Source organism: Agrobacterium sp. rho-8.1 (genome assembly GCF_033957725.1).
Taxonomy (GTDB): domain Bacteria; phylum Pseudomonadota; class Alphaproteobacteria; order Rhizobiales; family Rhizobiaceae; genus Agrobacterium.
Genome location: NZ_CP192788.1, coordinates 3,024,696 through 3,048,383 on the forward strand (window position 1 = coordinate 3,024,696; position 23,688 = coordinate 3,048,383).

Sequence of the window (23,688 nt, forward strand, 5' to 3'; positions counted from 1 at the left end):
CTTCTCCCGGCAATGCTCAACAGAAATCTAGAATTATCACCCGATGCTTCCATGGGAAACATCGAAAAACTGGGCGCGCTCACCGAGCCCCGCAAACATCGAAACGTCCGTGCCGGTCATGAAGCTCTGCCCACCCAGCGCATGGATGAGATCGAACAGTGCAGCCCGTCGCCCTTCATCCAGATGGGCGGCAATCTCATCCAGAAGCAGCACCGGCGCATGGCCGGTCATGTTGGCCGTGAGTTGCGCATGCGCCAGAACCAGCCCGACCAGAAGCGCTTTTTGCTCGCCCGTCGAGCAACGGCCCGCATCCATGTCCTTCTCTGCGTGGCGCACGAACAGGTCAGCCCGGTGTGGACCTTCCAACGTGCGCCCGGCTGCGGCATCGCGATAGCGGTTGTCCTTCAGCGTTGCCAGATACGCGTCTTCCAGATCGACCGCGGGACGATGAAACTCGCCGTCCATGAAGCCAGAGAGCGTCAGCGATGCGGTCGGGAAGTTTGCGTCGTTGCTGCGGCTGTCGATCAGCGCTTTCAGCAAGCCCAGCATTTCATGGCGGGCAACGGCCATGGAGATGCCCAGTTCTGCCATTTGTTTTTCGATGGCCTCCAGCCAGACAGGATCGAAACGCCCGTCCGACAACAGGCGATTGCGCCCGCGCATGGCTTTTTCGAAGTCGCTGGCCCTGCGTCCATGGCTTGGGTCGAGCGACAAGACCAATCGGTCGAGAAAGCGGCGGCGGTCGGAAGACGAGCCGGTAAACAGCCCGTCCATCGCAGGCGTCAGCCACAACACCCGAAGGTGGTCGGTCAATTCATCGACGGATTTGACCGGCGTGCCGTTCAACCGCAACCGGCGCGACAGGGCCTCGCCCTCTCCCTCGACGCCTGTGCCGATGGCAACCTCGCCATCCATGCCATCGACCTCGGCAAAGATCGAGAACCCCATACCTCCGGCACCCACACGCGTGACATCTGAAAGTGTCGCACGCCGCAATCCGCGTCCGGGCGACAGGAAGGAGATGGCTTCGAGAAGATTGGTCTTGCCCGATCCATTGTCGCCCGTCAGCACCACATGGCGCGCATCGAGGCGCAGCGAGACCTCCGCATAATTGCGAAACTCGCTCAGTTTCAGTCGTGAGAGGAAAACCTTGGCAGTCATGCCGCATCCAGAATCGTCATGGAATCATGACCTACAACATGCGCTGGGAAATCGGAATGGATTTTCAGACAAAGCGCATATTGATTGCCGGTTCGGACGCTATTCCCAGATGTCGATGTTGATATCCGCACCCTTGGAATTCTCGATGACGCGTTTGCCGTTCGGCAGGTCGTTCTCGTAAAGCTTGGCGGCGATTCCTGCTTCGTCCAGGCCATAGCCGATCCAGCGATCACGCAGCCGCTGTTCCAGAACCTCGACGGAGGGACCAACGAAGATCGAAAAATCGTAGCTGCTTTTCAGATGGACCCAAGGTTCTTCGTTGAGAAGAAGATAATTGCCTTCGGCCAGAATAAACCGGGTATCCGGCGCAATGGCCCGGGCAGAGGCGATGGCGATTTCGCGCGACCGGTCGAACACCGGCACGAGCACCTCCTGATCCGCCTTGCGAACGGCGGCGACGATATCGGCAAAACCCCTGATATCGAAGGTTTCAGGCGCACCCTTGCGGGCCAGCAAGCCGCGCTGTTGCAGAATGCCATTGTCCATGTGAAAGCCGTCCATGGGCAGGACTTCGGCTTTTTCTCCGCGTCTGGTTAGTTCACCGTAAAGCGCATCTGCCAGCGTGGACTTGCCGGCCCCAGGGGGACCGGCAATGGCAACGATGAAGCGTGCATGGTCTGAGGCGCGTCGGAGAATGTCCTCAGCCATCGCATTGAGCGTGGTCGTCATGCAGCCATCGTCTCTTTCGGTGGTTCCTTTGCGCCCGTCATGAAGGCAACCGCGTCGGACATGGTGTATTCCTTCGGGTTGATGACGCAAAGGCGCTTGCCCAGCCGGTGAATGTGAATGCGGTCTGCGACCTCGAACACATGCGGCATATTGTGCGAAATCAAAACGATCGGCATGCCACGCGAGCGCACATCGAGAATGAGTTCCAGCACGCGACGGCTTTCCTTCACACCCAGCGCCGCCGTCGGTTCGTCCAGAATGACGACCTTGGAACCGAAGGCGGCTGCTCTGGCAACGGCCACACCCTGACGCTGACCACCGGACAGCGTTTCCACCGACTGGTTGATGTTCTGAATGGTCATCAGGCCGAGTTCAGACAGCTTGTTGCGGGCAAACTTGTCCATGGCGGAATGGTCGAGCTTGCGCAGGACTGTGCCCATAAACCCAGGCTTTCTCAATTCACGACCCAGGAACATATTGTCGGTGATCGAAAGGGCAGGCGAGAGCGCAAGGTTCTGATAGACGGTCTCAATCCCGGCGTCACGGGCTTCGAGCGGCGTCTTGAAGTGAACAGGCTTGCCATCCAGTCTGATCTCGCCTTCGTCGGGACGGACGGCCCCTGACAGAGCTTTGATCAGAGAGGATTTGCCCGCGCCGTTGTCACCGATGACAGCCAGGATTTCACCTGGATAGAGATCGAAATCGGCATTGTCGAGAGCGGTCACGCGGCCGTAACGCTTGACCAGACCATGGGCGGAAAGAATGGGTTGCTTTGTGGTGTCTGTGGTCATCACGCGCCTGCCTTTCGGATCCATTGGTCGATTGCGACCGCGGCGATGATCAGCCAGCCGGTCAACATGACTTTCCATTGCGGGTCTGCACCGAGCATGTTGAGACCCATCGACACCACACCCACCAGCATCGCACCAAACAGTGTGCCGAGAATGGAGCCGCGTCCGCCAAACAGTGAGATGCCGCCGATCACGGTCGCCGTAATGGCTTGCAGGTTATAGTCGGTCACGGCGGCAGAGGGCGAAATTGATCCGTTACGGCCGATGGCGACCCAGGCTGCAAAGGCTGCGATGATGCCAGCCACGGTATAGACGCTGAGAAGGACCTTGCGCGTCTGGATACCGGAGAGCTTTGCCGCTTCTGGATCGTCACCCACGGCATAGACGTGGCGACCCCAGGCCGTGTGGTTGAGAATGTACCAGAGAAGGCCAACCAGAAGCACCATGGCGATGACGCCAAGTGTGAAGATGGCGCTGCCGATGCGGAAATTGGTGGCAAAGACCTGAAGAAGGGGTGCGTTCTGAGATACATCCGTATCGCGAATCGTCTCGTTCGCGGAATAGATGAAATTCGTCGCCATGACGATATTCCATGATCCCAACGTCACGATGAACGGCGGTAATTTGACGACGGCGACCAGAAAGCCGTTGAAGAGCCCGCACAATCCGCCGACCACGAAACCGGCCAGAACGGCAACGCCGCTCGGCAATCCATAGGTCACGGCCACATTGCCCATCACGACGGATGAGATGACCATGACGACGCCGATCGACAGGTCGATACCGGCCGTCAGAATGATGAGCGTCTGCGCCGAGCCGAGAATACCGACGACGGCAATCTGCTGAAGGATCAGGGTCAATGTATAGGACGAAAAGAAACGACCGCCGATGGTCAGACCGAAAATCGCGATCGACATCACCAGGACGATCAGCGGCACGGCCGCCGGTGTCGAGTGCAGAAAATTCTGCGCGCGTTTCAAAAGTGAGATATTTTGCTGTTCGAACGAGGCGACATTCTTGTCGCTGCCATCGAGCACTTGCTCGAATTCCTGAATTCCGCTCATGTTTCCTCCTCCGCTCGCCAGCATAAGCCCGATCCGGGCCCGATCTTTAGCCGGGTAATCTGACAGCGAAAACTTCTGGGCGAAACCGGCCGGAACATCGTTCCGACCGGTACGGGTTTATCGAAGGGTAGGGATCAGCCCCAGCACTTCGCGAGGCCTTCCTTGACGCTGATGGATGGCACGCCGGAGACCGGCTTGTCAGTCACAAGCGAAACGCCCGTATCGAAGAAGGACTTGCCTTCGGTCGGCTTTGGCTTCTCGCCGGTGTCGGCGAATTTCTTGATCGCTTCGACGCCAAGGGCTGCCATCATCAGCGGATACTGCTGCGATGTCGCGCCAATGACGCCGTCCTGAACCGATTTCACGCCCGGGCAACCGCCGTCAACCGATACGATCAGCACGTTCTGCTCCATGCCGACAGCCTTGAGTGCCTGGTAGGCACCGACGGCGGCAGGCTCGTTGATCGTGTGGATGACGTTGATGTCAGGGTCCTTCTGAAGAAGGTTTTCCATGGCCTTGCGGCCACCTTCCTCGTTGCCGTTGGTCACGTCGTGGCCAACGATACGTGGATCGACTTCATCGCCGATCTTGTTCGGGTCTTTCGGATCGATGCCGAAGCCGATCATGAAGCCCTGGTCGCGCAGAACATCGACGCTTGGCTGGTCAGGTGTCAGGTCGAGGAAGCCGACCTTGGCGTCCTTGGCCTTGTCGCCCATCGTGCCCTTGGCCCATTCGCCGATCAGCTTGCCGGCAAGCAGGTTGTCGGTCGCAAAGGTCGCGTCAGCCGAACCGACCGGGTCGAGTGGCGTGTCGAGCGCGATGACCAGAACGCCTGCATCACGTGCCTTCTTGACCGAAGGAACGATGCCCTTGGTGTCGGATGCCGTGATGAGAATGCCCTTTGCGCCATCGGCAATGCAGGATTCGATTGCGGCAACCTGGCTTTCGGAATCGCCGTCGATCTTACCGGCATAGGACTTCAGCGTCACGCCGACTTCCTTGGCCTTGGCTGTCGCGCCTTCCTTCATCTTGACGAAGAACGGATTGGTATCTGTCTTGGTGATGAGGCAGACAGCCGTATCGGCAGCCGATGCGACGGATGCAAAAGAAACGCCAAGCGCAAGCGCGCCGAGAATGGCGGAAACAGTGCTTTTCATGTAGTCCTCCCTGATGAGACAAGTGCTTCTGTTGAAGCGACTGTTGCGGCCCTTCTCCTCCAAGAGCGGAGCCACTGCGACAGATGGAAGCACCAAAACAGGCATCTGTCAATAAATAAATCCAATTGAATTATTAATTCCTTATGGCATGTTAAGTTTTCCACGGCCAAGGGAAACGGGGTGGGAGGACACCACTTTTCCCTTAAATATCAAGCATGTGGAAAGCATATGCAGGCGATGGAAAACGTCGCTGGCAGGGAGGGAATGCCATATGAGACGCTCAAGCGAGCTTCAACAGCACGCGCCAGCAACAGCACCGGATGTGAGCGGAGGCGCCAATCAGGTGCGCGTTCGCGCCTATAATGAACGTCTCGTCCTGTCGCTGGTCAGACGGCACAGCGGCCTGTCGAAAGCCGAGATTGCCCGCCGAAGCGGCCTGTCGGCCCAGACCGTGTCCGTCATCATGCGCTCGCTCGAAAGCGACGGACTTCTGATCCGTGGGGAACCGCTACGCGGCAAGGTCGGTCAGCCCTCCACGCCCATGCGACTGAACCCGGACGCGGTGTTCTCCTTCGGTGTGAAAATCGGTCGCCGAAGCGTGGATCTGGTGCTGATGGATTTCGTCGGGCGCATACGCTTGAAGCTGCGCAACACCTACCCCTATCCCATGCCCGAATGGATTTTACCCTTCGTAGTCGATGGTATTGCCGAACTGGAAGCGCAACTCACACCCGACCAGCGCCAGCGTATTGCGGGCATCGGCATCGCAGCCCCGTTCGAATTGTGGAGCTGGGCCCGCGAGGTGGGCGCGCCGCAGGCAGAAATGGACCGCTGGCGGAGTGTCGATCTGCGGGCGGGAATCGCCGAACAGGTGGATTATCCGGTGTTTCTCCAGAACGATGCGACCAGCGCCTGTGGCGCGGAACTCGTTTTCGGTACCGGTCAAAACTACCCGGATTTCCTCTATGTCTTCATCGGCTCCTTCATCGGTGGCGGCGTCGTGCTGAATTCGGCCCTGTTTTCCGGACGTACCGGCGCTGCGGGCGCCATCGGGCCACTTCCGGTGCAGGGACGAGATGGCTCCACCGTACCGCTTCTCAAGATCGCTTCGATCTTTGTGCTGGAAGACATGTTGCGCGAAAACGACATAGATCCAAAACCGCTGTGGTTCTCACCTGACGATTGGGTGGATTTCGGTGAACCCCTGGAACGCTGGATCCAGAACGCTGCCGCAGCACTTGCCCAGGCCGTGCTCGCCGCAGCCTCGATCATCGATTTTGCCTGCGTCATCATCGATGGCGGTTTTCCAGAATGGGTCCGCGCGCGCATCACCGCTGCCACCCGCAAGGCACTCGATCTCCACGACCTCCAGGGCGTCGTCGTCCCCGAAATCCGAGAAGGGGCCGTCGGCAGCCAAGCCCGTGCCATCGGCGGCGCAAGCCTGCCGCTGTTCTCGCGTTATCTGCTCGACCAGAACGTACTGTTCAAGGAAACGACGGCGTGATCGGGCTGATGTGTCAGAAGGTTCTGATGAGAGGGATGGCGGACAGGGTGGGATTCGAACCCACGGTACGCTTTCACGCACACACGCGTTCCAGGCGTGCGCCTTAAACCACTCGGCCACCTGTCCGTCTAAACGTCTGCATGTTTGGAAAACTGCAAATCACTGGAACGGCGCGATATATACCGATGAATTCGCTGGGATCAACCCGAATCTGACAGTTTTTTCATTTGCTGGACAATTCCTTGCCGTGAGCGCGATTGCAAAGGTGCTTGGGCACCTTTATCCAGTGGGGCAACAGGCCAATAAAAATGCGTCGATCCCATCAAGGGCAGCGCGGTCCTGAACGGCCATCGGTAGAGGTTTTTTCGTGAAAGCGATTTTCCGGTTCATCAGTTTTGTGTGTCTGGCAGCAGCGGTCAGCGTTGGCGTGTTTGATTCGATCCGCTCCGTTTCCACCTCATCGGTAGACCTGATGAGCGCTCGGGATGTCTGGTTTGAGTTTTTTCCCGCCTCGCTTGCCATGGCACAAGCCGGTGTCGCGCACTATATTCATCCTGAAGCGTGGCGATGGTCCGAAAACGGTCTTTCAATGGTTCCTGCCTTTGCGGTTCTTCTTGCCCTCTCCCTCCTGTTCTGGATGGCGGGCTACAGGAAGCGCAGGGCGCTGGGCCGCTTTTCCGCTTAGAGGCGGGTTCGCCACGACCAGGAATGCACAAACCAGATGGCGGCATGTGTTGCCGCAAGGAGAATGCAATGTTCGGGTTTGATACCAAGTCCAAGAAAACGACCATGCCCACGCCGGAGACGGCCTATCCCGGTCGCGATGAAGAAGTCACCGTGCCGGAGCACCACTTCGTCAACGGAAATCCCCTCAAAGGTCCCTATCCCGATCATCTCGAAACGGTCTATCTCGGCATGGGGTGTTTCTGGGGTGCAGAACGTCTGTTCTGGAAAACGTCGGGCGTGTGGGTCACCGCCGTCGGATATTCCGGCGGCTTAACCCGCAATCCGCATTATCAGGAAACCACGACGGGGCTGACCGGCCATGCCGAAGTGGTCAAGGTGGTCTATGATCCGGCGAAAGTCTCGCTCGGCTCCCTGCTGAAGATTTTCTTCGAGGAGCACGACCCGACACAGGGCATGCGCCAGGGCAACGACATCGGCACGACCTATCGCTCCGTCATCTATACGACGTGCGAAGAGCAGCTTGCGCAGGCCAAGGCTGCACGCGACACGTTCCAGCAGGCCTTGAAGGCTGCCGGGCACGGTCAGTCGATCACGACGGAAATCGAGCCGCTGGATATCTTCTATTACGCCGAAGATTATCATCAGCAATATCTCGCCAAGAACCCCGGCGGATATTGTGGCCTGCGCGGAACCGGCGTGAGCTGCAACATCGGTTGATCCGACATTAAATCGATCGAGAGCGCCTTCTGACGTCATCAAACGTCGGGAGGCGCTCTTCTTTTTTGCAAATGCCTATCGTCAGGGATGAAAATATCGGCAGTTAACGGTTTTTCCATCGGGTCAAAAAAAGCGGATGAATTTTTCTTGAAGGCATGCAAGTATCGCCGCGCACAGTCTAGAAAAGGCTGGCAGTTCCGCAGACATGCCCGCTTCAACGGGTTTGCGGGAGGACCCTTTAAAAAACCAAACTGTAACAACAGGGCTGCACAATGAAAAAATCCCTTCTGACGCTTTTCGCGCTGGCCGCGATGTCGGCTTCCGCTTTGGCTGCGGACATCAAGCCTGCTCTGGTCTATGGCACGGGCGGCAAATTCGACAAGTCGTTCAACGAAGCCGCTGCCGCAGGCGCTGAAAAGTTCAAGGCTGAAACCGGTACCGAATACCGCGATTTCGAGCCGACCAGCGACACGCAGGGCGAACAGGCCATCCGCAATTTCGCCAGCCGTGGGTTCAACCCCGTTGTTGCGGTGTCGTTCGCGTGGACGTCAGCCATGGAAAAGGTTGCAGCCGAGTTTCCCGACACCAAGTTCGTGATCGTCGATTCCGTCGTTGAGCTGCCGAATGTACGCTCCGTCGTCTATAAGGAAGAAGAGGGTTCCTATCTCGTCGGTCTTCTGGCCGGCATGGCATCCAAGACAGGCAAGGTTGGCTTCATCGGTGGTATGGACATTCCGTTGATCCGAAAGTTTGCTTGCGGCTATGCGCAGGGTGCCAAGGCCGCCAATTCCAAGGTCGAAGTCTTCCAGAACATGACCGGCACGACCGGTGCCGCCTGGAACGACCCGGTGCGTGGTGGTGAGTTGACCAAGAACCAGCTCGATCAGGGCGCGGACGTCATCTACGCGGCAGCCGGTGCCACAGGCCTTGGCGTTCTCCAGACCGCAGCCGACAACAAGAAATACTCCATCGGCGTGGATAGCAACCAGAACCACTTGCACCCGGGTTCGGTTTTGACCTCGATGGTCAAGCGCGTCGATCTCGCCGTTTATAACGCCTTCAAGGACACCAAGGATGACAAGTTCACCGCTGGCGTTCAATCTCTGGGCGTGAAGGAAGACGGCGTTGCATACGCTCTCGATGACAACAACAAGGCTATGATCACGCCAGAGATGACGGCAGCCGTCGATAAGGCGAAGGCCGATATCATTGCAGGCACCGTCAAAGTTCACGACTACATGTCTGACAATTCTTGCCCAAAGTGATGTGATTATTTGAACAGGGGCGCATCGCGGCATTCGCGTTGCGCCCTTTTCATATCCAGCCTCCGGAGACATTTGGGTTGACGATGGAACCTGCAATCGAGCTTGTCGGTATCGATAAAAAATTCGGCACCGTACACGCCAACAAGAATATCAACCTCACCGTTGCCAAGGGGACGATCCACGGCATCATCGGGGAAAACGGGGCGGGCAAATCGACATTGATGTCGATCCTTTACGGCTTCTATTCCGCAGATTCCGGTGAAATTCGTATCGATGGCAAACCCGTCAACATTAGGGATAGCCAAGCCGCCATCGATGCCGGTATCGGCATGGTGCATCAGCACTTCATGCTGGTCGACAATTTTTCGGTGCTGGAAAACATCATGCTGGGTGCCGAAGGCGGCATGCTTCTGGCCAAGGGCACGGCGGCAACCCGCAAGGAGTTGAAGCGTCTCGAGGATGAATATGGCCTGGAGGTCAATCCCGATGGGATCATCGAGGATCTGCCGGTCGGCCTGCAACAGCGCGTCGAAATCTTGAAGGCCATGTATCGTGGCGCCGAAATCCTCATCCTCGATGAGCCGACCGGCGTGCTGACACCGGCAGAAGCCGATCACCTGTTCAAAATTTTGAGCGTCCTGCGCGATCAGGGCAAGACCGTCATCCTCATCACGCACAAGCTGCGCGAAATCATGGCGATCACCGACGAGGTCTCGGTCATGCGCCGCGGCGAGATGGTGGCGACACGCAAGACCTCGGAAACGACGGTCGAGGAACTGGCCGAACTCATGGTTGGCCGCCGTGTGTTGCTGCGTGTCGAAAAGGGCGAAGCCAATCCGGGCGACGTCCTGTTTTCGGTTCGCAATCTCACCGTCAAGGACAGCCGGGGCGTGACCATGGTGGACGATGTGTCCTTCGACGTGCGCGCTGGCGAAATCGTCGGCATTGCCGGTGTGGCCGGCAACGGCCAGTCGGAATTGCTGGAAGCCATCGCCGGTATCCGCAAACCCCATTCCGGCGAAATCCTGATGGGTGGCAAGACCGTCGACAAGGTCGATCCCGCCATCCTGCGCAAGCTGGGTCTGGCGCATATTCCCGAAGACCGTCACCATATGGGGCTGGTTTTGAAGTTCGAGGAATATGAAAACTCCATCCTCGGCTATCACCGCGATGAGAAATACGGCAAGGGCATGTTTCTGAACCCGGAAGCGATCCGTAAGGACGCCATCGAAAAGATCGAGAAATACGACATCCGCCCGCCGAACGCGAATTTGAAAACGGCCAATTTCTCGGGCGGAAATCAGCAGAAGATCGTCGTTGCGCGCGAGATCGAACGCGATCCGAAAATGCTGATCATCGGCCAGCCGACGCGAGGCGTGGATATCGGTGCCATCGAATTCATCCACCGCCGCATCATCGAAATGCGCGATGCGGGCAAGGCTATTCTGCTGGTGTCGGTGGAGCTGGATGAAATCCGCTCTCTGTCTGACCGCATTCTGGTGATGTTTGCCGGTCGGGTCGTCGGAGAAAAAACGGCGGAAGCCGAAGAACAAACGCTGGGCCTGATGATGGCCGGCATCGCCGCATAAGGCAAAGGCTTTAAAGCTCATGAGTACAGCTTCCGTTCCCCTTCCCAGCTGGATGTCCTACGGCCTCCTGCCGTTTCTCAACCTCGCCACGGCATTTTTCATTTCCGGCCTCGTCGTCTGGGGCATTGGCGAAGACCCGTTCGCGGCGCTGCGGCTTCTGATCGAAGGTGCGCTGGGTCGTGGTGATGCCATCGGTTTCACCCTGTTTTACACCACCAGCTTCATCTTCACCGGCCTGTCCGTAGCGGTCGCCTTCCATGCGGGCCTCTTCAACATCGGCTCGGAAGGTCAGGCCTATATTGGCGGCCTGGGTGCTGCCCTGGTAGCCCTTGCGCTCGATCGCTACGTTCCCTGGTATGTCACCATGCCGTTCGCCGTCATCGGTGCTGCCGTGTTCGGCGCTGCCTGGGCGTTCATCCCTGGCTGGCTTCAGGCAAAGCGCGGCAGCCACGTCGTCATCACCACCATCATGTTCAACTTCATCGCCGCCGCGCTGATGGTCTATCTGCTGGTCAACGTCTTCATCGTGCCAGGCAAGATGGCGCCGGAAACCCGCACCTTCCTGCCGGGTGGCCAATTGCCGAAGCTCGACTGGCTCATGGCGATGTTCGGTTTGAAACTCGGGCCTGCCCCTTTCAATGTCTCCTTCATCATCGCGCTGGTTGCCGCTTTCCTCGTTTGGGTGCTGATCTGGCGTACCAAGCTGGGCTATGAAATGCGCACGCTTGGCATCAGCCCGTCTGCCGCCATTTATGCGGGCATTCCCTATTCGCGCACTGTCATCATCGCCATGCTCATCTCAGGTGGTCTGGCGGGCATGATGGCGCTCAACCCGGTCATGGGCGCATCCGCCCGTTTGCAGGTGGAATTCGTCGGCGGCGCCGGTTTCGTCGGCATCGCCGTCTCGCTGATGGGGCGAAGTCACCCACTTGGCATCGTGTTTGCGGCCCTTCTCTTCGGTATTTTGTATCAGGGCGGCGCGGATTTGTCGTTTGAAATGCCCAACATTACCCGTGAGATGATCGTCGTCATTCAGGGTCTCGTCATCCTGTTTGCAGGCGCGCTTGAATATATGTACCGCCCCGCGCTGGTGCGCATCTACCAACAATTCGTGAAGAGGTAAGGCCCATGGAAACCTTCGATATGCTGGTCAGCATTCTCGGTTCGACCGTTCGCCTGACCATTCCGCTGCTGTTTACGGCCCTTGCGGGCTTGTTTTCGGAACGCGCCGGTGTGTTCGACATCGGCCTTGAGGGCAAGATGCTGGCCGCGGCCTTCGCATCCGCCTGTGTCGCCTACCTCACATCCGATCCCTGGGCGGGTCTGGCCGCTGGCATCGGCGTCTCGATCTTCTTTTCGCTGGTGCACGGCTTTGCCGTCATCACCAACCGCGGAAACCAGATCGTTTCGGGCGTGGCGCTGAATTTTGTGGCCGCCGGTCTGACGGTGGTCTTGGGGCAGGCCTGGTTCGGGCAGGGCGGTCGTACGCCCCAAATTCCCAGCGAAGGTCGTTTCACCCCCATCATCCTGCCGGGTGTGGATGTGATGCGTGAGGTGCCCTTCATCGGCCCGCTCTATGCCAATGTCATCTCCGGCAACAATATCCTCACCTATCTCGCCTTCATCGCCGTGCCGATTTCATGGTGGGTTCTCTACCGCACCCGCTTTGGCCTGCGCCTGCGTGCGGTCGGTGAAAACCCGGGTGCTGTCGATACGGCTGGCATTTCCGTGACATGGATGCGCTTCCGCGCCGTCATCGTTGCTGGCTTCCTCTGCGGCTTTGCGGGCACCTATCTCGCCGTCGCGCAATCGGCAGCCTTCATCGCCAACATGTCGGCGGGCAAAGGTTACATCGCGCTGGCCGCTCTGATTTTCGCCAAGTGGAAGCCGGTGCCGGTCATGTTCGCGTGCCTGCTGTTCGGCTTCCTGGATGCGGTTGCAAACTTCATGCAGGGCAAGGCCATTCCGGGTATCGGTGAAGTGCCGGTCCAGATTTTCCAGGCGCTGCCCTATATTCTCACCTGCATTCTGCTGGCCGGTTTCATCGGCATCGCCAAGCCGCCAAAGGCCGGTGGCGTCGCCTATTCCAAGGAGCGTTAAACCATGTCTCATGAGCTTTTCGAAGCAGCCCGCGAGGCCATGGCCTTTGCTCACGCACCCTATTCGAAGTTTCCTGTTGGTGCCGCCATCCGCGCGGAAGACGGCAAGATCTACAAGGGGGCCAATATCGAGAACCTGTCCTTTCCCCAGGGCTGGTGTGCGGAGCCTTCCGCCATCAGCGCCATGATCATGGGTGGGGCAAAGAAGATCACCGAAATCGCCGTCATCGCCGAAAAGCTGGCGCTCTGCCCGCCCTGCGGCGGGTGTCGCCAGAAGATCGCGGAATTCGCCTCTGCCGATACGAAGATTTATCTCTGTGACGAAGCTGGCGTTCAAAAGGTCATGACAATGGAAGAGCTTTTGCCCTTCAGCTTCAAGACCGAGCTTGCCTGATGGATCACGCGATCATCGACGTCCTCGTTGACAGGCTGAGTGGGCTGATGCCACGCACCGCCGTGGTTCTCGGCTCGGGCCTGGGCTCTCTGGTGGACGAGGTGACCGACCCCATCCGCATCCCTTATGCCGACATCCCCGGCTTTCCCGAAAGTGCCGTTTCCGGCCATGCGGGCGAACTGGTGGCGGGTTATCTTGGCGGCCAGCCCGTGATCATGCTGGCTGGCCGTGTGCATTACTACGAGCAGGGTGACGCGAGCGCCATGCGCCCGGCCATCGAAGCCTTGTCGGGCATCGGCGTGCAATCGCTCATCCTCACCAATGCGGCAGGCTCCGTGCGTCAGGACATGCCACCCGGATCGGTCATGCAGATCACCGATCACATCAATTATTCCGGCATGAACCCGTTGATCGGCGAAGACAGCGATGGCCGCTTCGTCGGCATGACCAGCGCCTACGATGCCGATCTGTCTATTGCCATGCGCAATGCGGCCATTCGCGCCACCGTGCCTTTGTTTTCTGGCGTCTATATGTGGTTTTCCGGCCCAAGCTTCGAAACGCCAGCGGAAATTCGCATGGCGCGCACGCTGGGTGCCGATGCTGTGGGCATGTCCACGGTGCCCGAAGTTATCCTTGCGCGCTTTTTCGGGATGCGCGTTGCCGCCGCTTCCGTTATTACAAATTACGGTGCCGGAATGACCGGCGCGGAATTGAGCCATGAAGAGACCAAAGACATGGCACCCATAGGCGGCAAGCGACTGGCCGCGATTTTAACGGAAATGATTTCAGGAGGAAATTGAGCATGGAACTTCAGCGCCCGCGCGAAGCCGCCGCTCTCGCCCTGTCCTTGCTGGACCTTACCAATCTCAAGGAAGACTGCACACCGGAGCAGATCGCTGCTTTGTGCCAGAAGGCACGGACGCCATATGGCACGACGGCCGCCATCTGCATCTGGCCGCGTTTCGTCGCGCAGGCCCGCGCTGCCTTCGGCAAGGATACGTCCATCCGTATCGCAACCGTCGTCAACTTTCCCTCTGGTGATCTGGCTGTTGCAACGGTCGTGGGCGAAACAGACCGCGCTATCCGCGATGGTGCCGATGAAATCGATCTGGTCATTCCCTATAAAAAATTCATTGCAGGCGATGAAAATGCCGTAGCCGAGATGGTATCCGCCGTGCGCGCGGCATGCGTTTCGCCGGTTCTGCTCAAGGTTATCATCGAGACCGGTGAATTGAAGGACAAGGCGTTGATCCGCCGCGCCTCAGAAATCGCCATTGCCGAGGGTGCGGACTTCATCAAGACCTCGACAGGCAAGGTCGCCGTCAACGCCACGCTGGAAGCCGCCGACATCATGTTGCAGTCTATCCGAGACAGCAAAAAGAAAGTCGGCTTCAAGCCCGCTGGTGGCATCGGCACAGTGGAAGATGCAACGCTTTATCTGCGTCTGGCAGAAACCATCATGCAGCCGAACTGGGCCATGCCCTCCACCTTCCGCTTCGGCGCATCCGGCATTCTCGACGACATCTTGAATGTTCTGGGTGGTGGCGAACCGGCAAAATCTGCCAGCGGATACTGATATCACATGATCCCGCAGGAAATCATCCGCCGCAAACGCGATGGTCAGGCGCTGACGGGGGATGATATCTCCGCCTTCATCTCCGGTCTGTCCACGGGCACGATCTCCGAGGGACAGGCAGCGGCCTTCGCCATGGCCGTGTTTTTTCGTGGCATGAGCCGGGATGAAACAGTGGCGCTGACGCTTGCCATGCGCGACAGTGGCGACGTTCTGTCATGGACCGATATTGGCAAACCCATTGCCGACAAGCATTCCACGGGCGGCGTGGGCGACAACGTATCATTGATGCTCGCCCCCATCGTCGCCGTGTGCGGTCTCGCCGTGCCGATGATTTCGGGCCGGGGCCTCGGCCACACCGGTGGCACGCTGGATAAGCTCGAATCGATCCCCGGCTATGACGTCATGCCGGACGAGGCCCAGTTTCGTCGCACGGTCAGCGCGACAGGCTGCGCCATCATCGGCCAGACCGGCGATCTCGCCCCCGCCGACAAGCGTCTATATGCCATCAGAGACGTGACGGCGACGGTGGATTCCGTACCCCTGATCACCGCATCCATCCTGTCGAAGAAACTCGCCGCTGGGCTGGAAACGCTGGTGCTCGACGTGAAATTCGGTAACGGCGCTTTCATGCAGAGCGCGCAAGAGGCCGAGCCATTGGCGCGCTCCCTCGTTGATGTCGCCAATGGCGCAGGCGTCAGAACCTCAGCCCTCATCACGGATATGAACGAGCCCCTAGCCGATGCGGCAGGCAATGCGCTCGAAATCATCCACTGTCTGGATTTCCTGGCTGGCAAGAAAGCCGGAACCCGTATCGACACACTAGTTTTTGCCTTTGCCGCAGAAATGCTGGTGCAGTCAGGCCTCGTCTCCAGTCTCGCCGAAGGCGAGCGGCAGGCGCGTCAAGCGTTGAACTCAGGTCAGGCCATGGAGCGTTTCGGGCAGATGATTTTTGCACTTGGTGGTCCTGCTGATTTTGTGGAGAAGCCAAACACCTATCTCATTCAGGCACCCCATATTGTGCCGGTGATGGCGGATCAGGCGGGTTGGCTATCATCCTGCCAGACGCGCGATCTCGGCATGGTCGTCGTCGAACTCGGTGGCGGCCGCCGTCATCCGGGCGATGCCATCGATCATCGCGTGGGCATTTCGAACATTCTGCCGCTGGGCAAGAAGGTCGATAAAGGTCAGCCGATTGCCACAGTGCACGCAGCGACGATCGGTGATGCCGAGCGCGCCAAAGAGCGCGTCCTGAAGGCCTACGGTGTTTCGAAGGAGCAAATCTCCACCGCGCCGGTCATTCACGGCAAAGTCGATTGAAATTCTTGTTTTTCAAAAATAGATCATAATCGAATCAATTGCTTATTCTAAAAACACGCGAAAACGCGAAAAAACGTAACAACACTTTCTCCACGCTCTCCAAAGCTGTGCCTACAATCGTCCCACTTCCGACGCGGAATGTTTCGCGAGACATTGGCGTGCGTGCGGGAAGCTGGTTGTTGGTCGCAGACGTGCGGGCAGGGACCAGAATGCGATAGACGGATCGGTGGGCCGAACCATCTCGCTTCCAAGACCATGAACGGATTGGAAGAGCATGATGGGGCGGTTTGGCGGATACAAGCTCAAAGGCTCGGGCCGGGATCATTCACGATCCGGCCTGAGCCAGAAATGCCGAAGGTCATGCAAATGCGGACGCCAACGACAAACACCATACCAGAGATATCTCCGCATTTGCGTGTGCTCTCGGGGTTGAAACGAAACAGACCACGGGCGCTTGCGCCGCGTGAACGCACGACTTTGTCCGGCGCGATTGCACTTTGATTGCCAAGGGCTTAGTTTCCGCTTCAAACGGGACATCGGTCGGCATCATGGTACTTTCGGGCAAGCATATTCTCCTCATCATCTCCGGTGGCATTGCGGCCTATAAAAGCCTCGATCTCATCCGCCGATTGAAGGAACGCGGCGCCAAGGTCACGCCCATCATGACCAGGGGTGCGCAGGAATTCGTCACCCCGCTTGCTGTCGGGGCGTTGTCCGCCACCCATGTGTTTACCGACTTGTTTTCCCGTCAGGACGAGCAGGATGTCGGCCACATCAGGCTGGCGCGGGACTGCGATCTGGTTCTGGTCGCACCCGCCACGGCCGACCTGATGGCGAAGATGGCAAACGGCCTGGCCGATGATCTGGCCTCCACCGTCTTGCTGGCAACCGACCGCAAGGTGCTCATCGCACCGGCCATGAACCCCAAAATGTGGGCCGCCAAGGCCACACAGCGCAACCTTGAAACGCTGAAATCAGATGGCATTGGCTTCATCGGGCCGATGGCAGGCGAGATGGCTGAAAAAGGCGAGGTGGGTCTAGGCCGAATGGCCGAACCCTTGCAGATTGTCGAGGCTGTCGAAGCTTTACTGGATAATGGACCAAAACCACTGGCGGGAAAAAAAGCCGTCGTCACGTCAGGCCCGACTCATGAGCCGATCGATCCGGTGCGCTATATTGCCAACCGCTCCTCCGGCAAGCAGGGCCACGCCATCGCAAAAGCCTTGGCCGAGCTGGGTGCGGAGGTTACGCTGGTCTCCGGTCCGGTAACGATTGCCAATCCCGCCGGTGTCACCACGATCCATGTCGAGCGCGCCGAAGAAATGCTGGATGCGGTCGTTTCGCAGCTTCCAGCCGATATCGCCGTCATGGTTGCGGCGGTGGCCGATTGGCGCGTGGCAACATCGTTCGATCAGAAGATCAAGAAGCAACAGGACGACCAGCCTCCGGCCCTGCAACTGGTGGAAAACCCCGATATTCTCAAGACCGTCGGCCACCACCACAACAGGCCGAAAATCGTCGTCGGTTTTGCAGCCGAAACCCAGAATGTCGAAGCCAATGGGCGCGCCAAGCTCGAGAGCAAGGGTGCCGATCTCATCGTTGCCAATGACGTTTCTGCCGAAACCGGCATCATGGGAGGGGATCGCAACAGCGTGAACATCATATCACGGGATGGCATCGAGGTGTGGCCCGATCTCGACAAGGCCGAAGTGGCAAGACGTCTGGCGGCGCTGATTGCGGACAGGTTGACATGAGCTTTTTCGAACGCCAATCTTTCGATGCGACGCTGGAAACATGGCCGGGTGTCAGCTTCGTTGACCAGTGGGATTCGCATGTCGCCAAGGTCGGCGACAAGGTTTTTGCCGTTCTGGGCCAGCGCGAGGATTGGCGCCTGGTCATCAAATGCGCGGAAGAAAGCTTTGAAATTCTCACCGCGCTGGATGGCATCGCGCAGGCGCCCTATTTCGCCAAGCGCAAATGGATTTCCATTTCCGACAATTCGCCCCTGAATGCAGAGGATCTGGAGCATTATGTGCGCCGGTCCTACGAGCTGGTGGCAAAGGGGCTGACGCGCAAGCTGCGGGCCGAGCTGGGCATCATGCTGGGGTAACGGCGGTGTGCCGCCTTACCCCAGCCTTATCGCAATATAGACCATCACCAGCGCAATCACCCAAAGGGCAATCCGGCCCCAGCGCGTATGTTTCGCTTCCGCCTTGCCGATGGCTTCCGCCGTGCTGGCATCGAAGCGCAGGCCGTGTTCGCTCATATAGACCAGATCGGCATGAAGCTTTTCGGTCTTGGCAGCGATTTCCGGTGCCGCTTCGGCAAGCTTGATGGCGGCTTTCAGACCATCCTTCATGTCGGTCACAATGCGCTTGGGGCCGAGATTGTCCCGGATCCAGCTGCTGACGACGGGGTCTGCCGCCTTCCACATGTTGAAGCGTGGATTGAGAATGCGCGAGACCCCTTCCACCACCACCATGGTCTTTTGCAGCATCACCAGTTCGGGCCGCGTTTCCATGTCGAACAGTTCCGTCACTTCAAACAGAAGTGTCAGCAGCTTGCCCATGGAGATGGTTTCGGCAGGCTGACCGTGGATCGGTTCTCCAATGGCGCGGATCGCCTGGGCAAAGCTTGCAATGTCGTGGTGGCCGGGGACATAACCCGCTTCGAAATGCACTTCCGCCACGCGCATGTAGTCGCGAGTGATGAATCCATAGAGAATTTCGGCCAGGAACCGCCGTTCCTTTTTGCCCAGCCGTCCGGCAATGCCCATATCGACGGCAACGATCATACCCTGCGGATCGACGAAGAGATTGCCCGGATGCATATCGGCGTGGAAAAAACCGTCCCGCAATGTGTGGCGCAGGAAGGACTGGATGAGCGTATCGGCCAGCGCATCGAGATCGTGCCCGGCAGCCCGCAGGCCCGCCACATCCGACATCTTGACGCCGTCGATCCATTCCATGGTGACGACATCGCGGCCCGTGCGCTCCCAGTCCACCTCCGGCACGCGAAAGCCGGGATCGCCCTTGGTGTTTTCAGCGATTTCGGAGAGCGCCGCCGCTTCCAGCCGCAAATCCATCTCGATCTTGGTCGTCTGTTCCAGCGCACGCGTCACCTCGACCGGGCGCAGACGCCGCGCAGAACGGACGAAACGCTGCTGCAGATCGGCAATCAGATACATGGCCTCCAGATCGTTCTGGAAGCGCTGGCGCACACCGGGGCGGATGACCTTCACAGCCACCTTCTTCTGCCCCGAAGGGGTGCGCACGATGGCCGGATGCACTTGGGCAATGGAGGCAGCGGCGATCGGGTCGCGAAACTCCAGATAGAGGTCGGACATCGGACGCCCGAGCGATCCCTCGATATTGGCCTTCGCCGCAGCGTTGGGGAAAAAGGCCATCCTGTCCTGCAAGCGCGACAGGTCTTCCGCAAAATCGGCGCCGACCACATCCGGGCGTGTCGCCAGAAACTGACCCATCTTCACATAGGACGGACCCAGACGCTCGACGGCGGTTGCCAGCCGGTCGCGGCGGTCGGCATGTTTCGCGCGGTTGCGCGCAAAGGGCTTGAGCAGCGCCTTTGCGAATTTGGCGGATGCGGGAAGATCCTCCGAAGGCAAGGCCAATACCACGCCTTCGCGCACCAGAACCCAGCCGACCTTTGCAAGGCGATAATATGCGCCGGGAGTACTCATGCGAATGCCTTCTTCCTGCTGCAAGCCATCATGTCGATCAAAGCTTCCAGCCGGAATGCAGTGCGGCGATGCCGCCGGTATAATTGGTATAGCTGACGCGGGAGAAACCGGCGGTCCGGATCATCGCTGCGAAATCGTCCTGATTGGGGAATTTGCGGATCGATTCCACCAGATACTGATAGGGTTCGGCATCGCCGGTAATCATCTTGCCGAAACGCGGAATGGCATTAAACGACCAGGCATCGTAAACCTTGTCGAGCAGCGGCATGTCCACCTCGGAAAACTCCAGCACCAGCAGGCGGCCGCCGCGCTTCAGCACCCGGTGGGCTTCCTTCAGCGCCACATCGATACGCGGCACGTTGCGAATGCCGAACGCCACAGTATAGGCGTCGAAGCTGTTGGCTTCGAACGGCAATTCTTCCGCATTGGCCTCCACGAAGGTCAGATTGTCGGAGAGTTTCTTCTTGGCCGCCCGTTCCTCGCCCACCGCCAGCATCGAGCCGTTGATATCGAGAACGGTGGAATGCGCCAGACGATTGGAGGCTTCGATGATGCGAAACGCGATATCGCCGGTGCCACCAGCCACATCCAGCGTCTTGTAGGATGGGTCCTTGCGTGGATTGAGCGCCGAGATCATGGCGTCTTTCCAAACCCGGTGCATGCCCGCCGACATCACGTCGTTCATGATGTCGTAGCGCTTGGCGACCTTGTGGAAGACCTCGTTGACCATGCCCTGCTTCTGGCCTTCATCAACCCTGTGAAAGCCGTAGGAGGTTTCCATGCCGCCATCTGCGGTGGTGCGGGCTTCGGTCATGAGCGGTCTCCATCTTTAATTGCGGTGCCGACCATAGCGGAAACGGGAATGCGGCGCTATCTGTTGCGGCATGAGATGCCTGCGACATGTATGTCCGCAGGTTTTAGATCACAAGACCATTGCGGTAAACATGTGAGATAGCGATGCCAGAACTGCCCGAAGTGGAAACCGTCAGACGCGGCCTTGCGCCGACCATGGAAGGTGCGCGCGTCGAAAAGCTGACGCTGGCGAGACCAGACCTGCGTTTTCCCTTCCCGTCAGATTTCTCGGCACTGGTGGAGGGCAAGCGCATCGTGTCGCTCGGTCGCCGAGCGAAGTATCTGCTGATCGAGCTGGAAGACGGTCTGACCATCGTTTCGCATCTGGGCATGTCCGGCTCCTTCCGGATCGAAGAGCAGGCGGAAGCGTCCGTGACACCTGGCGAGTTCCATTATGGGCGCTCCAAGGATGGCAAGCACGACCATGTGATCTTCCATCTGCACGGCGACAAGGGCTCGTCCAAGCAGGTCATCTATAATGACCCGCGCCGTTTCGGCTTCATGCATCTGGTGGAGCGCGCCAATATCGATCTCTACCCCGCCTTTGCCGAGCTGGGCCCTGAACCCACGGGAAATGCACTGAGCGCCGACTATCTGGCAAGCCGTTTCGCTGGCAAGAGCCAGCCACTCAAAAGCACGCTGCTTGACCAGAAGGTCATTGCCGGGCTTGGCAATATCTATGTCTGCGAGGCGCTGTGGCGGTCGCATCTGTCTCCTTTAAGAGCCGCAGGTACGCTGGTGACGAAAACCGGCAAGGCCAAGGCGCAACTGGTAGAGCTGACCCAGAAAATCCGCGAGGTCATTGCCGACGCCATCGCCGCCGGAGGCTCGTCTCTCCGCGACCATATTCAGACGGACGGTACGCTGGGTTATTTCCAGCATTCCTTTTCGGTCTATGACCGGCAGGGTCATGCTTGCCCCACACCCGGTTGCGGGGGTACGGTCGAACGGATCGTCCAGGCGGGACGCTCCACATTCTATTGCGCCGCCTGCCAGAAATGACGCGAGAGGACCCTGACCATGGATTACGAAACGCTCATCGTTGAAAAGCGCGACAATGTCGGCGTCATCACGCTCAACCGCCCGCAGGCTTTGAACGCGCTGAACGCCGCCTTGCTGAAAGAACTGCGGCATATATTGGCGTCGTTTTCGACAGATGATTCCATCGGTGCCATCGTCATCACCGGGTCGCAAAAGGCCTTTGCGGCCGGTGCGGATATAAAGGAGATGCAGGCGCTCGATTTCGTCGACGCCTATCTCGGTGACTTCCTGGGCGGTTGGGACGATGTGTCAGCCTGCCGTAAACCCGTCATCGCGGCGGTCTCGGGTTTTGCGCTGGGCGGCGGCTGCGAACTGGCGATGATGTGCGATTTCATCATCGCCTCAGAGACTGCCAAATTCGGCCAGCCCGAGATTACGCTGGGCATCATTCCCGGGATGGGCGGCTCGCAGCGCCTGACGCAGGCGGTGGGCAAGGCCAAGGCCATGGATATGGTGCTGACGGGCCGCAAGATGGATGCGGCCGAAGCCGAGCGTGCGGGGCTCGTCTCCCGTGTCGTGTCGCAGGAGCGGCTGATGGACGAGGCGGTGGAAGCCGCAGGCACCATTGCATCGTTGTCGCGCGCCTCCGTGCTGATGGCCAAGGAAAGCGTCAACCGGTCCTTCGAGATGTCTTTGAGCGAAGGGCTGAGGTTTGAGCGCCGCCTGTTCCAGTCACTGTTTGCCACGGATGACCAGAAAGAGGGCATGGCGGCTTTCGCGGAGAAGAGAAAACCTGTATTCAACAATCGCTAGGTTCTTCGCAGCTTCGCTCAACGGGCCAAAGCGCTTCATGCGTTTTGGGCTCAACGGGTGCCAAGGATTCGGAATATCAGCGTTTTTGCTGTAAATGCGCGTTGACGGGCAGCTGCTTTAGGGTTATATGCCCGCCCACGGTTAGGAAAAGCCATCCGGCTTGTTCCAATTACTCCCGCACTCTTTGGAACGCGAGGTCTTTGAAGGACCTGATCCTGTGGTTGCGGATTTTGGTTTGAATTCGAAGAGAGGCATACATGGCCAATACAACTTCGGCGAAAAAGGCGACTCGCAAGATCGCTCGCCGTACGGAAGTCAACAAGGCTCGTCGTTCGCGCGTTCGTGGTTTCATTCGCAAGGTCGAAGAAGCCATCGCATCGGGTGATCTGGCAGTTGCAACAGAAGCGCTGAAAGTAGCCCAGCCTGAGATCCAGCGCGCCGCCACTCGCGGTGTTATGCCAGGCAATACGGCAGACCGTAAGGTGTCCCGTTTGGCACAGCGCGTGAAGGCACTTTCCGCCTAATCTGTTATTTCGAAAATGTGATAAGAGCCTGGTCGTATGACCGGGCTTTTTTCGTTTCTAACGGTTCGTTAACCTGTTAGCGCATGGCATGACATTTATGCGTCAAAGCAATGACGGAAAAAATCATTAAAAAACAGATACTTACAAAAGGTCCACCAAAGTGTAGCTGCCTAACCTTACGGAAGGTCGCCTCAATCATCGGTCAAGCGAAATTTAATTTTTCGGTTCTTGCGGCCTAAAAAAAAGCCATGAAATTGAATCTCATTGATTCATAAGAGATTCTCCAGATAGAGCCTTCGGCCATGCAAAACGGCCAGTACGAGTCAATGGCAGATCGTTCCCCTTGCAGAAAAAACGCGATTGATCTCCCCCCCTGATCCTGCCTAAATGCATCTCGACAAGGGGCAAGGATTTCTATCCACAAGCTATCTCGATCCTGAGTTCGCAGATACAAGCTCCTTGCGGACGGGTCCTGTTCGGGTTCGTTTTTTCAAGTATTGGGGTCGGTTTGGCCGCAGCCTTTCAGGTTGTGGAAACGTGAAACCGTGTCTGGATCGACTGATATTGTGAATGTGTTGTGGAAGCAACGTTGAGTCATCGCAGGCCTCTCCATGATGAAGAGGGAAATGGGATAACCGGCTCGCGTCGATAGACGGGGACTTGAGGACGACTTTCGAGGGGGGCGTCCGAGAGGCAAGAATAAACGAGGGGTATCCCTGATGGACTTTTGTTCGTCAGGCTATGATTGGCAATTTGAAAGGCGGCAAT

At 58.2% G+C, this 23,688-nt stretch carries 23 protein-coding genes and 1 tRNA gene; 16 read left to right on the top strand and 8 right to left on the bottom strand.

What is annotated here, in order from left to right:
- Positions 1-36 precede the first annotated feature (36 nt).
- From recF to RMR21_RS14705, 5 genes are all read right to left on the bottom strand, one after another.
- Positions 37-1,161 carry a DNA replication/repair protein RecF gene (recF, locus tag RMR21_RS14685; protein ID WP_498668693.1) on the bottom strand — a complete coding sequence of 375 codons (1,125 nt, stop codon included), beginning with the start codon at positions 1,159-1,161 and terminating at the stop codon, positions 37-39.
- A 99-nt stretch (positions 1,162-1,260) separates the two neighbouring features.
- Positions 1,261-1,890 (bottom strand): nucleoside triphosphate hydrolase, encoded by a 630-nt coding sequence (locus RMR21_RS14690; RefSeq protein ID WP_498668694.1) that lies wholly within the window; start codon positions 1,888-1,890, stop codon positions 1,261-1,263.
- Positions 1,887-2,705: an ATP-binding cassette domain-containing protein gene (locus tag RMR21_RS14695; RefSeq protein ID WP_498668695.1), complete on the bottom strand. Its 819-nt coding sequence runs from the start codon at positions 2,703-2,705 to the stop codon at positions 1,887-1,889. Before RMR21_RS14695 ends, RMR21_RS14690 begins: the two co-directional genes overlap by 4 nt.
- Complete coding sequence (locus RMR21_RS14700) at positions 2,681-3,745, bottom strand: ABC transporter permease (RefSeq protein WP_498668696.1); 1,065 nt, start codon at positions 3,743-3,745, stop codon at positions 2,681-2,683. Before RMR21_RS14700 ends, RMR21_RS14695 begins: the two co-directional genes overlap by 25 nt.
- A gap of 134 nt (positions 3,746-3,879) precedes the next feature.
- Complete coding sequence (locus RMR21_RS14705) at positions 3,880-4,902, bottom strand: sugar ABC transporter substrate-binding protein (RefSeq protein WP_498668697.1); 1,023 nt, start codon at positions 4,900-4,902, stop codon at positions 3,880-3,882.
- 271 nt (positions 4,903-5,173) lie between these two features.
- Here RMR21_RS14705 and RMR21_RS14710 point away from each other — a divergent pair, with 271 nt between their 5' ends.
- A complete protein-coding gene (locus tag RMR21_RS14710) occupies positions 5,174-6,406 on the top strand; it encodes an ROK family transcriptional regulator (RefSeq protein ID WP_498668698.1) in 1,233 nt (410 codons plus the stop codon).
- 36 nt (positions 6,407-6,442) lie between these two features.
- On the opposite strand, the gene RMR21_RS14715 is transcribed toward RMR21_RS14710, so the two are convergent.
- Positions 6,443-6,532, bottom strand: a tRNA-Ser gene (locus tag RMR21_RS14715).
- 241 nt (positions 6,533-6,773) lie between these two features.
- Between RMR21_RS14715 and RMR21_RS14720 the strand changes: the two genes are divergently transcribed.
- From RMR21_RS14720 to RMR21_RS14775, 12 genes are all read left to right on the top strand, one after another.
- A complete protein-coding gene (locus tag RMR21_RS14720) occupies positions 6,774-7,091 on the top strand; it encodes a hypothetical protein (protein ID WP_498668699.1) in 318 nt (105 codons plus the stop codon).
- A gap of 68 nt (positions 7,092-7,159) precedes the next feature.
- The gene (gene msrA, locus RMR21_RS14725) at positions 7,160-7,810 is read left to right on the top strand and encodes a peptide-methionine (S)-S-oxide reductase MsrA (protein ID WP_498668700.1); all 651 of its coding nucleotides are present in this window, start codon (positions 7,160-7,162) and stop codon (positions 7,808-7,810) included.
- Between the two features lie 272 nt (positions 7,811-8,082).
- On the top strand, positions 8,083-9,075 hold the full coding sequence (locus RMR21_RS14730; RefSeq protein WP_498668701.1) for a BMP family lipoprotein: 993 nt from the start codon (positions 8,083-8,085) through the stop codon (positions 9,073-9,075).
- Between the two features lie 83 nt (positions 9,076-9,158).
- The gene (locus tag RMR21_RS14735) at positions 9,159-10,664 is read left to right on the top strand and encodes an ABC transporter ATP-binding protein (protein WP_498670186.1); all 1,506 of its coding nucleotides are present in this window, start codon (positions 9,159-9,161) and stop codon (positions 10,662-10,664) included.
- A gap of 19 nt (positions 10,665-10,683) precedes the next feature.
- Positions 10,684-11,787, top strand: coding sequence for an ABC transporter permease (locus RMR21_RS14740; protein WP_498668702.1), 1,104 nt, complete (start codon positions 10,684-10,686; stop codon positions 11,785-11,787).
- Positions 11,788-11,792: 5 nt separating this feature from the next.
- Positions 11,793-12,764, top strand: a complete 972-nt coding sequence (locus tag RMR21_RS14745; protein ID WP_498668703.1) for an ABC transporter permease — start codon at positions 11,793-11,795, stop codon at positions 12,762-12,764.
- A 3-nt stretch (positions 12,765-12,767) separates the two neighbouring features.
- On the top strand, positions 12,768-13,157 hold the full coding sequence (locus RMR21_RS14750; protein ID WP_498668704.1) for a cytidine deaminase: 390 nt from the start codon (positions 12,768-12,770) through the stop codon (positions 13,155-13,157).
- On the top strand, positions 13,157-13,957 hold the full coding sequence (locus RMR21_RS14755; protein ID WP_498668705.1) for a purine-nucleoside phosphorylase: 801 nt from the start codon (positions 13,157-13,159) through the stop codon (positions 13,955-13,957). The genes RMR21_RS14750 and RMR21_RS14755 overlap by 1 nt, the downstream gene beginning before the upstream one ends.
- 2 nt (positions 13,958-13,959) lie before the next feature.
- Positions 13,960-14,733: a deoxyribose-phosphate aldolase gene (deoC, locus tag RMR21_RS14760; protein WP_498668706.1), complete on the top strand. Its 774-nt coding sequence runs from the start codon at positions 13,960-13,962 to the stop codon at positions 14,731-14,733.
- Positions 14,734-14,739: 6 nt separating this feature from the next.
- Positions 14,740-16,050, top strand: a complete 1,311-nt coding sequence (deoA, locus tag RMR21_RS14765; protein WP_498668707.1) for a thymidine phosphorylase — start codon at positions 14,740-14,742, stop codon at positions 16,048-16,050.
- Positions 16,051-16,598: 548 nt separating this feature from the next.
- Positions 16,599-17,804: a bifunctional phosphopantothenoylcysteine decarboxylase/phosphopantothenate--cysteine ligase CoaBC gene (gene coaBC, locus RMR21_RS14770; RefSeq protein WP_498668708.1), complete on the top strand. Its 1,206-nt coding sequence runs from the start codon at positions 16,599-16,601 to the stop codon at positions 17,802-17,804.
- On the top strand, positions 17,801-18,160 hold the full coding sequence (locus RMR21_RS14775; protein WP_498668709.1) for an MmcQ/YjbR family DNA-binding protein: 360 nt from the start codon (positions 17,801-17,803) through the stop codon (positions 18,158-18,160). The genes coaBC and RMR21_RS14775 overlap by 4 nt, the downstream gene beginning before the upstream one ends.
- A 15-nt stretch (positions 18,161-18,175) precedes the next feature.
- On the opposite strand, the gene ubiB is transcribed toward RMR21_RS14775, so the two are convergent.
- Together ubiB and ubiE are read right to left on the bottom strand one after the other, a co-directional pair.
- The gene (gene ubiB / locus RMR21_RS14780; RefSeq protein ID WP_498668710.1) at positions 18,176-19,750 is read right to left on the bottom strand and encodes a 2-polyprenylphenol 6-hydroxylase; all 1,575 of its coding nucleotides are present in this window, start codon (positions 19,748-19,750) and stop codon (positions 18,176-18,178) included.
- A 37-nt stretch (positions 19,751-19,787) separates the two neighbouring features.
- Positions 19,788-20,564: a bifunctional demethylmenaquinone methyltransferase/2-methoxy-6-polyprenyl-1,4-benzoquinol methylase UbiE gene (gene ubiE / locus RMR21_RS14785; RefSeq protein ID WP_498668711.1), complete on the bottom strand. Its 777-nt coding sequence runs from the start codon at positions 20,562-20,564 to the stop codon at positions 19,788-19,790.
- 143 nt (positions 20,565-20,707) lie between these two features.
- Between ubiE and mutM the strand changes: the two genes are divergently transcribed.
- The 3 genes from mutM to rpsT all read left to right on the top strand — a co-directional run bounded on the left by mutM (position 20,708) and on the right by rpsT (position 22,920).
- The gene (gene mutM, locus RMR21_RS14790) at positions 20,708-21,604 is read left to right on the top strand and encodes a bifunctional DNA-formamidopyrimidine glycosylase/DNA-(apurinic or apyrimidinic site) lyase (protein ID WP_498668712.1); all 897 of its coding nucleotides are present in this window, start codon (positions 20,708-20,710) and stop codon (positions 21,602-21,604) included.
- An 18-nt stretch (positions 21,605-21,622) separates the two neighbouring features.
- Positions 21,623-22,396 carry an enoyl-CoA hydratase gene (locus RMR21_RS14795; RefSeq protein ID WP_498668713.1) on the top strand — a complete coding sequence of 258 codons (774 nt, stop codon included), beginning with the start codon at positions 21,623-21,625 and terminating at the stop codon, positions 22,394-22,396.
- A gap of 257 nt (positions 22,397-22,653) precedes the next feature.
- Positions 22,654-22,920 (top strand): 30S ribosomal protein S20, encoded by a 267-nt coding sequence (gene rpsT, locus RMR21_RS14800; protein WP_045230155.1) that lies wholly within the window; start codon positions 22,654-22,656, stop codon positions 22,918-22,920.
- Positions 22,921-23,688 lie beyond the last annotated feature (768 nt).